General features: G+C 46.2%; 15 protein-coding genes. 9 read left to right on the top strand and 6 right to left on the bottom strand.

Annotated features, from left to right (window positions below):
• Window positions 1-264: 264 nt before the first annotated feature.
• The 5 genes from QUA74_RS28445 to QUA74_RS28425 all read right to left on the bottom strand — a co-directional run bounded on the left by QUA74_RS28445 (window position 265) and on the right by QUA74_RS28425 (window position 2,796).
• Complete coding sequence (locus QUA74_RS28445; protein ID WP_006630924.1) at window positions 265-594, bottom strand: HesB/IscA family protein; 330 nt, start codon at window positions 592-594, stop codon at window positions 265-267.
• A 144-nt stretch (window positions 595-738) separates the two neighbouring features.
• A complete protein-coding gene (locus QUA74_RS28440) occupies window positions 739-1,158 on the bottom strand; it encodes a phosphomannose isomerase type II C-terminal cupin domain (RefSeq protein ID WP_333335852.1) in 420 nt (139 codons plus the stop codon).
• A gap of 279 nt (window positions 1,159-1,437) precedes the next feature.
• Window positions 1,438-2,235: a Fic family protein gene (locus QUA74_RS28435; protein ID WP_333335850.1), complete on the bottom strand. Its 798-nt coding sequence runs from the start codon at window positions 2,233-2,235 to the stop codon at window positions 1,438-1,440.
• A gap of 18 nt (window positions 2,236-2,253) precedes the next feature.
• Entirely contained in the window at window positions 2,254-2,574 is a 321-nt protein-coding gene (locus tag QUA74_RS28430; protein WP_333335847.1) for a DUF5615 family PIN-like protein, read from the bottom strand.
• 3 nt (window positions 2,575-2,577) lie between these two features.
• Window positions 2,578-2,796, bottom strand: coding sequence for a DUF433 domain-containing protein (locus QUA74_RS28425; protein ID WP_333335844.1), 219 nt, complete (start codon window positions 2,794-2,796; stop codon window positions 2,578-2,580).
• 197 nt (window positions 2,797-2,993) lie between these two features.
• On the opposite strand from QUA74_RS28425, the gene gltB reads away from it, so the two are divergent.
• The 3 genes from gltB to QUA74_RS28410 all read left to right on the top strand — a co-directional run bounded on the left by gltB (window position 2,994) and on the right by QUA74_RS28410 (window position 8,619).
• Window positions 2,994-7,580: a glutamate synthase large subunit gene (gltB, locus tag QUA74_RS28420; RefSeq protein ID WP_333335841.1), complete on the top strand. Its 4,587-nt coding sequence runs from the start codon at window positions 2,994-2,996 to the stop codon at window positions 7,578-7,580.
• Between the two features lie 148 nt (window positions 7,581-7,728).
• A complete protein-coding gene (locus tag QUA74_RS28415; RefSeq protein WP_190693291.1) occupies window positions 7,729-8,232 on the top strand; it encodes a GUN4 domain-containing protein in 504 nt (167 codons plus the stop codon).
• Between the two features lie 39 nt (window positions 8,233-8,271).
• Window positions 8,272-8,619 carry a XisI protein gene (locus tag QUA74_RS28410; RefSeq protein ID WP_333335839.1) on the top strand — a complete coding sequence of 116 codons (348 nt, stop codon included), beginning with the start codon at window positions 8,272-8,274 and terminating at the stop codon, window positions 8,617-8,619.
• Window positions 8,620-8,772: 153 nt separating this feature from the next.
• Here the strand turns inward: QUA74_RS28410 and QUA74_RS28405 are convergent, their stop codons facing one another.
• Window positions 8,773-9,207: a GNAT family N-acetyltransferase gene (locus tag QUA74_RS28405; RefSeq protein ID WP_333168755.1), complete on the bottom strand. Its 435-nt coding sequence runs from the start codon at window positions 9,205-9,207 to the stop codon at window positions 8,773-8,775.
• A gap of 196 nt (window positions 9,208-9,403) precedes the next feature.
• On the opposite strand from QUA74_RS28405, the gene QUA74_RS28400 reads away from it, so the two are divergent.
• The 6 genes from QUA74_RS28400 to QUA74_RS28375 all read left to right on the top strand — a co-directional run bounded on the left by QUA74_RS28400 (window position 9,404) and on the right by QUA74_RS28375 (window position 12,323).
• Complete coding sequence (locus QUA74_RS28400; RefSeq protein WP_333335836.1) at window positions 9,404-10,261, top strand: hypothetical protein; 858 nt, start codon at window positions 9,404-9,406, stop codon at window positions 10,259-10,261.
• Between the two features lie 64 nt (window positions 10,262-10,325).
• Window positions 10,326-10,667, top strand: a complete 342-nt coding sequence (locus tag QUA74_RS28395; RefSeq protein ID WP_333335833.1) for a XisI protein — start codon at window positions 10,326-10,328, stop codon at window positions 10,665-10,667.
• A 93-nt stretch (window positions 10,668-10,760) separates the two neighbouring features.
• The gene (locus QUA74_RS28390; protein WP_333335830.1) at window positions 10,761-11,045 is read left to right on the top strand and encodes a hypothetical protein; all 285 of its coding nucleotides are present in this window, start codon (window positions 10,761-10,763) and stop codon (window positions 11,043-11,045) included.
• The gene (locus QUA74_RS28385; RefSeq protein ID WP_333335828.1) at window positions 11,035-11,409 is read left to right on the top strand and encodes a type II toxin-antitoxin system RelE/ParE family toxin; all 375 of its coding nucleotides are present in this window, start codon (window positions 11,035-11,037) and stop codon (window positions 11,407-11,409) included. Before QUA74_RS28390 ends, QUA74_RS28385 begins: the two co-directional genes overlap by 11 nt.
• The gene (locus QUA74_RS28380) at window positions 11,406-11,657 is read left to right on the top strand and encodes a DUF4926 domain-containing protein (RefSeq protein WP_333335825.1); all 252 of its coding nucleotides are present in this window, start codon (window positions 11,406-11,408) and stop codon (window positions 11,655-11,657) included. The genes QUA74_RS28385 and QUA74_RS28380 overlap by 4 nt, the downstream gene beginning before the upstream one ends.
• 78 nt (window positions 11,658-11,735) lie before the next feature.
• Window positions 11,736-12,323 carry a GNAT family N-acetyltransferase gene (locus QUA74_RS28375; RefSeq protein WP_333335822.1) on the top strand — a complete coding sequence of 196 codons (588 nt, stop codon included), beginning with the start codon at window positions 11,736-11,738 and terminating at the stop codon, window positions 12,321-12,323.
• Window positions 12,324-12,569: the final 246 nt, after the last annotated feature.

The raw sequence follows: 12,569 nt of genomic DNA, 5'->3' as shown, positions 1-12,569 counted from the left end.
AAGCTTATATTATCAAGGGATTCGCGAGTTCATTCATCTTTCTAAATGCTGTTTTCTTACTTTTTCAGCAAGCCCTACATACCTAAATTCCCACCCCTATTTGTGGCAGTTGCTTTTAGTCATAAGGGGGTAAGTATCGGGAGTTCTGAGTTCGACATTGCCATCAATTCCTAATGCTGAACTGGCGTCGATATCGGTAGTCTTGAGGGACTTCTTTGAAAGTTTTTTGGACTTTTTCTAATTCTTTGAGTGTCATCCTAGGGATTATTCCTTGGCAGAAAAGGAGTTGCCGCAGCTACAGCTTTGGGCGGCATTGGGATTGTGAAATCGGAAACCTCCGCCCATCAAGTCTTCTGAATAATCCAAGGTGAGTTCATTGAGATATTTTAAGTGCTGGGGGTCGATCGCAACTTCAATTCCCTCCGACTCGCATACAGCGTCTTCTGGGGCTGGCGCATCGTCAAATGCCATTGTATAAGACAAACCGGAGCAGCCGCTCGATTCCACGCCCAGACGAAATAAAGCATTGGGGTTCGGATGCTTCGACTTGAGGCGCGTTACTTCTGTTGCTGCTGTTTTGCTCAGATGAATCATTATGAGTAATTGGTAATTGGTAATTGTTAATTTGGGAGTAGTGTTGAGTTTTGAGAATTTAGAATGTGCCTAGCCCTGCACCTTACCCGGAGAATGTAGGGTGCGCCACAGCGCACCTTACCGCTATATCTTTAGCAACTTGAGTTACTTAGCCTTTTCATTACGAGCATAATCGTCTTGAAAGCGGATAATATCATCTTCTCCGAGATATTCGCCATTCTGCACCTCAATTAAAACCAGGGGGATAACTCCCGGATTTTCCAGGCGGTGAGAAGTGCACTGAGGAACGTAGGTAGACTGATTGGTAAACAGAATAATTTCTGTTTCGCCACAAGTAACTTTTGCAGTACCAGAAACCACGATCCAGTGTTCACTGCGGTGGTGGTGCATTTGCAGGCTGAGGCGGTGTCCGGACTTAACTTCGATCCGCTTAATTTTATATCCTGGGCCTTCTTCTAGAGTCGTAAATGAGCCCCAAGGCCGCAATTCTGTAGCGGCTATTCCGTTGGGTGCCGCAGGTGCGTGCAGGGTAGATACTTGAGAAATTTCTTGAATCGGAACCATGATTTTCACTCCTTGAGGATTGCTTGCTGAATCCTTTGGTAAACGATGTTGTTTTTTGAGATTAACTAATCTATAAGTTAAAACCGAAGCCCACCTGCGGGGACTGGTTAGCCGATTGTAGAGTTTTGCAAGATGTGTGCTCAGCCCGATCGACTTGCCTTAACAACCATAGCAAAACCAACATAGCTGTTGTCACCCGGTATTGGCTCGATCGCCCCAATCTACATCAAATCTTCATAGAAAGGGCGCTGGTTCTTGAATATTGATTAAAGGCGAATCCTAATCCAGCTCTTGAGACTGCTGCTGCAAAACTTCTAGCATCTGGTTACAGATAATGACAATGGGATATACCGCCCGCAACAGCAGCAGATTCATCAATAGCCGCCCGGTGCGTCCGTTACCCTCCCGAAATGGATGAATCGAAACAAAGCGAAGATGTGCTTCGGCTGCCAACTCTAGCGGATGTAACGATCGGATTTTATCAATGTTGAGCCATTGGATAAATTCCCGCATCAAACCCAAAAGCAAATAATGAGGCGGATAGAGGTATTCGGTACCGGCGGCTTTGACATCTAACTGCCGATAGCGTCCAGCTTCCTCCGGGGCGATCGCCCTTATAATTAAGTTGTGAATTTGTTTAATTTCCCATTCACCGATCTCCGTGTCCGATCGCGTTAGCATTTCAATATAGTCGATCGCATCTCGATGTCCGATGACTTCTAGGTGTTCGCGCAAAGTTTTGCCACCCACAGTGATGCCAGTTTCTAGGACTAATTCGGTTTCGCGCTGCGTTAAGGTGTTTCCCTCGATCGCATTAGAATGATAGGTGAACCGAACATCGTAGAGTTTTTTCAATTCTGCAACCAGGGTGGGAGGAAGCGGCCGAAAGCTATCTAACCAGGCTTTGAGTCGATCGACTTGTTGCAATTTTTCAGAAAGGTTCATCGCGGATGAGAAGGCAAAATGCTGGTGGAGAATGTCACCCAGACGCTGAGGATACAGTCGCACTAACAACGCCATAAAGTTATTATAGGGTTGATGGGCGATCGAGGATTGAGTGGTTGAGAAAAATTGCATAGAGCGTATTTCTTAAAGCTATGCACTGACAATCGTAACTTGTCCTCTAGTTGCCATAGCTAAAATAGCTAAAACTTTTGGAGCTAAAGGCTTCAAATCTGCCAAGCGATTGGATGGTGCTTGCAGAACAATTACCGCAATATCGAACTGAGGCAAATTCTGTTGAAACGACAAGTTGCGATCGACGGTGATGAAAACATCAAACTCTGCTTCTGCAAGGGCAAGAAGTTGACCATTTTTTACACCTGCCCATCCCATTTGTGGAACCGTTTTTATCTCATGGTCAACAAATTTTCTGGCAAATTTGCGATCGATACACTCATCCAAAAGAAGCTTCATGCGTTAGGCCACCATGCCAACAAGCTGTTTTTCTACCTGTTCCAGCAAGGCGATGACTTGCTCTTTAGTCACAGTTGGGAATCCATCTAAAAAATCATCAATAGATTCTCCTGCTTTCAGATAGTCCAGAAGTGTTTGTACCGGAACCCTAGTACAAGCAAAAACTGGGGTTCCGCCCATAATCTCAGGAGACGCGCTAATAATTGAAGAGTGTTTAAGCATAAATATTTAGACCTCCGGGTTTCCTAGTTAAGTTATCGGCTTTAACTATTATTTTACTCGGATATAAAAAGCTTGGATTTTTTGGTAACTCTACCTAATTGAGTAGATCCACATATAATACATGATACTAGAGCGATCGGCATCCCACCCTCTACTCTAGATCGACATCTTTTCACCACTTTGAGAGACACATCAAAATGAACAGCAACGGACTGCCACAAAAACAAGGCTTGTACGATCCGCAGTTCGAGCACGACGCTTGCGGAGTAGGATTCATCGTACACATGAAGGGTAACAAATCCCACGAAATTGTCGAGCAGGCACTGACAATCCTGCTGAACCTCGATCACCGGGGCGCCTGCGGCTGCGAACCCAACACCGGAGACGGGGCGGGGATTTTGATGCAGGTGCCTCACAAGTTTCTCAAGAAAGTAACGGCGGCTCTAAACATCGAACTTCCCGAAGCCGGCGAGTACGGCGTTGGCGCGATTTACTCGTCGCCAAATCAAACTGAACGCGAAAACGGCAAACGCATTTTTGAGGAAATCGCCGCCGAAGAAGGCCAGGAAGTGCTGGGCTGGCGCGATGTTCCCACGGACAACTCGTCCCTCGGCGACACCGCCAAATCTAGCGAACCCTTCATGCAGCAAGTGTTCCTCCGGCGGGCCGCAGGTATCGATGAGGCGGCTTTCGAGCGGAAACTGTACGTCATCCGCAAACGGGCTCACAATGCCATCCGCAGGACTAACACAGACCCCTACTGGTACAATTCCACTCTCTCGTGCCGGACGATCGTCTACAAGGGTATGTTAATGCCGGTGCAAGTCGGCGATTACTATCCCGACTTGCACGACCCGGACATGGAAAGCGCTCTAGCCCTAGTTCACTCGCGCTTCAGCACGAATACTTTTCCGAGCTGGGAACGATCGCACCCTTACCGCTACATCGCCCACAACGGCGAAATTAACACGATGCGCGGCAACATTAACTGGATGCACGCGCGGCAATCGCTGTTCGAGTCGGAACTATTCGGCGATGACTTAAAGAAAATCCCCAATTTAATCAATATCGAAGGCAGCGACTCGACGATTTTTGACAATGCTTTGGAATTGCTGACTTTGGCTGGGCGTTCTTTGCCGCACGCTGTAATGATGATGATTCCCGAACCTTGGACAGCCCACGAGTCGATGAGTGACGAGAAAAAGGCTTTCTATGAATACCATTCTTGCTTGATGGAACCTTGGGACGGCCCAGCTTCGATCGCCTTTACCGATGGTACATCGATCGGGGCCGTGCTCGATCGCAACGGTTTGCGCCCTTCCCGCTACTGCGTTACCAAAGACGACTTGGTAATTATGGCATCGGAAGCGGGAGTTTTGCCGATCGCCCCAGAACGAATTGTATCAAAAGGTCGCTTGCAACCGGGGCGGATGTTCCTGGTAAATACCGAGGAAGGCCGCATCGTCTCTGACGAGGAAATTAAAACCAAAATCGCCACAGAACACCCGTACCGCCAGTGGATCGACCAGCACATGGTCGAAATCGCCAAACTCAAAGATGCGCCGGCATTACCAGAATCTCACCCCGAAACATTATTGCAGCGGCAAATGGCCTTTGGCTACACCTTTGAAGAACTGCGGTTACTGTTAGCGCCGATGGCGAAAGATGGCGTGGAAGCTGTCGGCGCGATGGGTGCGGATACGCCGCTGGCGGTGCTTTCCAATCGGCCAAAACTGCTTTATGAATACTTCCAGCAGTTGTTTGCTCAAGTTACCAATCCGCCGATCGATTCTATCCGCGAAGAAATTGTAACTTCTGCCGAAACTACGATCGGCGCTGAACGCAATTTGCTCAAACCAGAACCGGAAAGCTGTCATTTGATTGAACTGAAAACGCCGATTCTCAGCAATGAAGAATTAGCTAAGCTCAAACACGTAAATGAGGGCAATTTCCGGTCGATTACACTACCGATTTTGTTTGACCCCAAAAGCGGCGTAAAAGGTCTCGAACAAGCCTTAGAAGAGGTTTTTGCAGCAGCAGACAGCGCGATCGCCTCCGGGGTGAATATCATCATTTTGAGCGATCGGGGTGTCAATCCAGACAAAGCCCCAATTCCGGCGCTGCTGGCAGTTGCGGGCCTGCACCACCACTTGATCCGTAAAGGTACGCGCACGCGGGCGGGACTCGTGCTCGAATCCGGCGAACCGCGCGAAGTGCATCACTTTGCGACACTTATTGGATATGGTTGCGGCGCGATTAATCCGTATTTGGCCTTTGAGACGATCGCCGATTCGATCCGCGAAGGATTGCTGCTAAATGTCGAGTACAAAACAGCTTGCAAAAACTACGTCAAAGCGGCAACTAAAGGTGTGACGAAAGTTGCCTCGAAAATTGGGATCTCCACAATTCAAAGTTATCGCGGCGCGCAGATTTTTGAGGCGATCGGCTTAAACAAATCCGTAGTCGATAAATACTTTGCTTGGACGGCATCGCGGATTGAAGGCGTAGACCTCGAAGTCATCGCCCAAGAAGCAATTTTACGCCATAATCACGCTTTCCCAGACCGCCCATCCAGCGGACATACTCTCGATGTCGGCGGCGAATATCAGTGGCGGAAAGAAGGCGAGGCGCATTTGTTTAGCCCGCAGACAATTCACGCGCTGCAAAAGTCGGTGCGCGAGGGCAGTTATACGCTTTTCAAACAGTATTCTGGGCTGGTTAATGAACAAAACCAGCAGCATTTTACCTTGCGCGGTTTGTTGCAATTCAAGCAGCGGGAATCGATACCCATTGAGGAAGTTGAGCCGATCGAATCTATTCTCAAACGCTTTAAAACTGGGGCGATGAGTTATGGTTCGATTTCTAAAGAAGCGCACGAATCGCTAGCAGTAGCGATGAACCGCATTGGTGGCAAATCGAATACCGGTGAAGGCGGGGAAGATCCCGATCGCTACACTTGGACGAACGATCGCGGCGACTCGAAAAACAGCGCGATCAAACAAGTTGCTTCCGGCCGTTTCGGCGTTACCAGCTTGTACCTTTCCCAAGCGCGGGAACTGCAAATCAAGATGGCGCAAGGCGCGAAACCCGGTGAAGGCGGACAGTTGCCGGGTAAAAAAGTATACCCGTGGATTGCGAAGGTGCGGAACTCGACTCCGGGTGTGGGATTGATTTCGCCTCCTCCTCACCACGACATTTATTCGATCGAAGATTTGGCCGAATTGATTCACGACTTGAAAAATTCCAACCGGGAAGCGCGGATTAGCGTGAAACTCGTGTCGGAAGTTGGTGTCGGGACGATCGCGGCGGGTGTTGCGAAAGCCCACGCCGATGTCGTGTTGATTTCCGGCTACGACGGCGGAACCGGCGCTTCGCCGCAGACTTCGATCAAACACGCGGGATTACCTTGGGAGTTGGGACTGGCGGAAACTCACCAGACTTTGGTACTCAACAATCTCCGCAGCCGGATTGTGGTGGAAACTGACGGTCAAATGAAAACCGGTCGCGATGTAGTAATTGCTGCACTGCTGGGCGCTGAGGAATTCGGTTTTGCTACCGCGCCGCTGGTGACATTGGGCTGCATCATGATGCGCGTTTGCCATCTGAACACTTGCCCGGTGGGCGTGGCGACCCAAGACCCGCTGCTGCGGAAAAACTTTACCGGCGACCCGGATCACACGGTAAACTTTATGACTTTCATCGCGCAGGAAGTCCGGGAAATTATGGCGCAGTTGGGCTTCCGCACGCTGAATGAAATGGTTGGCCGCACTGATGTTTTAGAACCTCAGCAAGCGGTGGAACACTGGAAGGCTAAGGGTTTGGATTTCTCGAAAATCCTTTATCAGCCGGAAGTTGGGGCGGATGTCGGGCGCTATTGTCAGATGGCGCAGGATCATGGGTTGGAAAAGTCCCTGGACATGAGTGTGTTGTTGGATTTGTGCAAAGGTGCGATCGAAAACGGCGAAAAGGTACACGCCAAACTGCCGATTACCAACATCAACCGCGTTGTCGGCACAATTCTCGGCAACGAAATCACCAAACGCCACTGGGAAGGTTTGCCGGATGACACGGTGCACCTGCACTTTCAAGGCAGCGCTGGGCAAAGCTTTGGCGCATTCGTGCCCAAGGGAGTCACCCTGGAGCTCGAAGGCGAAGCTAACGACTATTTAGGCAAAGGGCTCAGCGGCGGCAAAATCATCTTGTATCCGTCGCAGGCTTCCACCTTTGTCGCGGAGGAAAACGTGATTGTCGGTAACGTAGTGCTTTACGGCGCGACAGCCGGCGAGGTTTTCATCCGAGGGATGGCGGGCGAACGTTTTGGGGTGCGTAACTCCGGCGTGAATACAGTAGTTGAGGGTGTGGGCGATCACGGTTGCGAGTACATGACTGGCGGCAAAGTTGTAGTTTTGGGCGAAACCGGGCGCAATTTTGCAGCGGGTATGAGTGGCGGTGTTGCTTACATTTTGGATGAGGCGGGGGATTTTGCTACTCGCTGCAATATGTCGATGGTGGATTTGGAAAAACTGGAGGATGTTGAGGAAATTAGCGATTTGCGGCAGTTAATTCAGACTCACGTTGATTTGACTGGAAGTGCGAAAGCATCGAAGGTTTTGGCAAATTGGGACTCGATGGTGCCGGTGTTTGTGAAGGTGATGCCGAGGGATTATAAGCGGGTGTTGCAGGCTATTGAAAGGGCGATCGCATCGGGTTTAAGCGGTGATGATGCGCTGACGGCTGCATTTGAAGAAAATGCTCGCGATGTGGCCCGGATTGGCGGCAGCTAGTATTAGTATGGGTGCGTTACGGCTACGGCCTAACGCACCCTACAAAACTATAATTAACTCAAGCATGGGTTTCTCGAAGCGGGCGCGAAGCAAATTCATACGGCTCAAGTCAAATAATCTCATATTCAAAATATCTTAGGCGCTGACCATGAGTGATTTTCAATCTTTAAATTATGACAACCAATTTCTTAATCTAGCTTCAGAAAGCGGAGCTGATTACACTCAATTACGCAATTTTTTAGCAGAGGGCAAGTTTAAAGAAGCTGATTGCGAAACTAAACAAATTATACTTTGGGTAGCGTGCTGTGAAAAATTAGGCTATTTAGGGCATTCAGATTGGGTAAACTTTCCTTGTACAGACCTCCAAACAATTAACCAACTTTGGGTAAAATACTCAAATGAGCGTTTCGGATTTTCAGTACAAAGGTCTATTTGGCAAGAAGCGGGCAAAGATTATGACAAATTCTGCGAATACGTTAAATGGGATTCATTTAATAGTAGAATGACCTATGAACTCCGCGCTCCCCTTGGTCATCTTCCCCATACTTTTGTATATTGGTTAGGACATAGAAGAGTCATCGTCCCTGGTGGAAATAGCTGGGGATTGGGATTGCATTGGTTAGATTCCAAACTATCTGCTTGTCATCTATAAAATAATTATCGTAAATACAGAAGTAGAGAAAATTGTGCAATGGATCAACTAATCGAATATCCCAAACTAATCAAGCGTATTTTGACCGAGTATCTAGAATTGTGCAATAATCGCCCTTCTCAACAAGACATCGAGACATTCTTGATTGCAGACGAGCAAAACGGTCATTACATCTGGATGAATCTGGGCTGGCCTAATGGCGATCGCATTACCAGTATCACTGTTTCCGTTCGGATTCGCGATGGTAAATTCTGGATCGAGGAAGACTGGACAGAGGATGGGATTGCAACGGATTTGGTGCGTGCAGGGGTTCCCAAGGAAGATATTGTGTTGGCATTTCACGAGCCTGGGATGCCGCAGTACACAGATTTTGCAGTAGTTTCTTAGCACTTAATCGATATGACTACAGCAGCTCTAACAACAAAACAGTACATTGAAGAACAGGAAAGTTGCTACCGAATTGTCGGGAAGCCAGTTTCTCTAAATTCAATTACTTATGCTTTCCTTAAGCAAGGGAAAGTAACTCATCTCTTTGCTGAGCTAAATTACTTTGAATTCACTCCAAAGTTTGCAAGGCTTCCAAAATAGACAGTTTTCAGATATATATCCACACTTCTCATAGAAACCCATTGCGGTTTCATGTGCGACTGTAACGACCGTAATATCATCTTCCCCACCAACCATCTCTCGGATGCGAACCAATAATTCACTTCCTATTCCTTGTTTTGCATAAGACCTGTCCACACCCAGGTCTGTGACAAAAAGGAAATAAACAAAATCCGTAATACCAAAGGCTACCCCGATTAGCTTCCCTTCATCATTCCTAGCGGTAACAGCGACTGAGCGAGTAGTCAAAAGCTTCCTTACCCTTTCTTCAAAACGCTCTTTGGGGTACTGACTACCAAGATCGCTCCTTTTTAAGAAGTCGTAATATTCCTCAAAAGACAAGTTTTCATTATCTCGGTAGTCAATCATCTTACTTACTCAAATTTTTTCTTAAATTACTGCATATTTTATTTGCTGTCAACACAAAGTCAAAAGATTCTGAGGATTTTCCTGTATCTACCACGCTACCTGGAAGTTATTTGCGATCGCCAACCCGTGCAGACAGACCTACAGTGAGCCTTGTTAACTGATATCATGTATAGAATTAGGGAAATCAACAAGCAAAATGATTCAATCCATACCGAAAATATCCATCAAACCTGGATACCGTCCCCAGTCGGATGATAAAACTCCTGAAGCTGATGCAATTGATTTTTACCTACTGCGGCAACTCACCAATTCCCAACGGTGGCAAATGGGGGCAAAATTAAATCGTTGGGCAAAAACTGTTAGCTTGCGCGGGATGAAAAAAGCTTGTCCCTCAACCTACAAAGAGCGATTTGCTCGATCGATATTAGGTAGCAAGTGGTTGCCAATTTTAACCCCCACCAGTGAGCCATCTATGTGGACGCAAGACCCCAGCGAAATTGCTAGACTGTTGCACCCAATTTTTGAAACATTAGGTGTCTCTTATTATATTACAGGAGGCGTTGCCGCTTCTGTCTATGGCGACCCGAGAACAACACGCGATTTAGATTTAGTAATTGAATTGCTGCGGGACAATATTTTTCCATTAGTTGAAGCACTAGAAACGGCTGGTTTTTACTGCCCTCCGGGTTCGGTACAAGATATTCAAGAGGGTAGAGGGATGGTGTTGAGCGTCACTCACATGACTTCTGTATTGAACGCTGATATTGTGCTGAATTCTAATACTGAATTCGATCGTTCAAAAATGGCAAGACGACGATTAGAAGCGCTTGACGAAGCTGGTGTAGAACAATTTTGGGTTGCTTCTCCTGAAGATATTGTGTTGGCAAAACTGCTCTGGCGGCAACAGTCTCAGTCTCAAAAACAATGGAATGATATTTTGGGAATTCTGAAAGTCCAATCTGAGAATTTGGATCGGCGTTACTTAACAGAGTGGGCCCAACAATTGGAATTGATTGATGATTTGAACCTAGCTTTTACTGAATCAGGTATTTGATGCGATCGCAATTCGCGCAGTGCGATGGGAAAAAAGGTCGATCGATAGTAGAGAAAATAGTCCAATGGATAAACTAATCGAGTATCTCCAATTAATCAAACGTATTTTGACCGAGTATGTAGAATTGTGCCGCCATCCTCAACCAGACATCGAGACATTCTTGATTACCGACGAACAAAACGGTCATTACATCTGGATGAATCTTGGCTGGCAAAAGGGCGATCGCATTACCGATATCACTGTTTACGTTCGGATTCGCGATCGCAAATTCTGGATCGAGGAAGACTGGACAGAAGATGGGATTGCAACGGATTTGGTGCGTGCAGGGGTTCCCAAGGAAGATATTGTATTGGCATTTCACGAGCCTGGAATGCGACAGTACACAGATTTTGCAGTAGTTTCCTAGTAATTTATCAAACTTTGAATTGCTGTTGACCCACCCGTTTGATATAATGTTGTTACTAGATTGTAAAATAGCAATCAAAAAAAAGTGATAATTATGACCGTCGAACAAGCCATTTTGGAAAATGTGAAGGTCTTATCGCCAGACCAACAACAAGAAGTCTTAGCTTTCATCAAATTCTTGCAGTCCGATAAATGGGAAGATATCTATAAAGGACGCTTCAAAGAACTGCAACAAAAAATTCATCAAAACACTGATATCGATCCCGATGATGACCCCACTGAAACTGTCATCGAAGGGATTCAGCAAGGCTTCCATGAGGCAATTACCGGACAAACTCTCCCCTTGTCTCAACTGTGGGATGGAATTGATGACAATTGATCTGCAACCGATCCAAATTGAACTTACCCCTCGATTTCAACGGGATTTGCGAACTTTAGCCAAACGCTATCGCAACATTCGCCAAGACATTGAACCTCTAATCGCCCAACTTCGATCGGGGGAACTTCCGGGTTCGCGCATTCCGGGAATGGAGTACGAAATTTTTAAAGTCCGAATTAAAAACAGCGACATTCAAAAAGGCAAAAGCGTTGGCTACCGTGCTATTTATTACCTCAAAACTAGCGATTCGATCGTTTTGGTGACTATCTATTCTAAATCAGACCTATCAGACATCGCCGCCGAAACAGTTCGAGAAATTCTAGCCCAATACGAGCAACAATTTCCCGAATCAGAAGAATTATGAACTATCAACTTTATTCTGATGTTATTTTACTGTGCAACCTTCCAGAAGAAGGACTTGATGCTGGCGATATCGGTACGGTTGTAGAACAGCATCACGTTGAGGGACTAGAAACAGGTTATAGCGTTGAGTTTTTCGATCTGTTGGCAAACACTGTAGCAGTTGCGACACTACCTGGAAGTTATTTGCGATCGCCCACAAGTGCAGACATACCTACAGTCATGATATTGTCCGAAGGCGATCGCCCCTAAAATATTTACAAAACTAAATGTGGTATGCGATCTATATCTAGCTGTTAGAATAGATAAACCTGAGCGTTAAAATCGCAAATGTATGACAGCGTTCCTACAAACTATGCAATGGAATATCTAATTTTTAGAGAAGCCGATCGAGAGGACATACAGGCGATCGTCAATATTCACAATTCTCATGCGCGCGGTCAAAATACCTCGATCGAGCGCGGCTTTTTGCTAACACAAATTACTGAAGATGAGATTGTCCAAAGCTTAAATAATTCATGCAGATATTTTGTGGTAGCTAAAACCGATGGAGAAATTCTGGGATTTGTGGCTATATCACAACCAAAAATATCAGATGAAATCTTGGATAAAATTATCTGGAAAGATGAGGTTTTTAAGAAAAGATTCACACGCCATCGGCATTTTTATCTAGAAAGAGTAGCAACAAAGTTAGATTGGATGGGTAGAGGTGTTGCTCGATTTATGTATAAAGAAATTTATCAAGTTTTTCCAAATTCATTTATTTCGCTGTTTATTGTTACCCAGCCAATAGCTAATACTCGTTCCCTAATGTTTCACCAAAAACAGGGATTTGAACAAATAGGAAGTTTGCAAGTTGACCTATTATTTCTCGATTTAGAAAATTATGAATGTATTGTGATGTTTAAAGAAACTTGAATTTATCATGAGTGAGTCTCCAAGCAGAAGCCGACCTCAATCCAGCCTAACAGGAGTTACCAGAAGCGAGGGAACTGTTATCTCCGCGAATTGCCGCCTCAAATAAGCTCGATATAACTCCCTTGCCGGCAGCTATACTTCCCATCCTCGCAGTAAAAATATTTTTCCCCAAACAAAAAGCGCCCCTATTTCTAGGAGCGCTTTTTGTAATCGATAGCTAAAACTTAGCCATTGATAGAAGGAGCA

Source organism: Microcoleus sp. LAD1_D3 (assembly GCF_036702135.1).
Taxonomy (GTDB): Bacteria; Cyanobacteriota; Cyanobacteriia; order Cyanobacteriales; family Microcoleaceae; genus Microcoleus.
The sequence above is the reverse complement of the archived record's forward strand: the minus strand, read 5'-3'. Positions and strand labels throughout refer to the sequence as shown.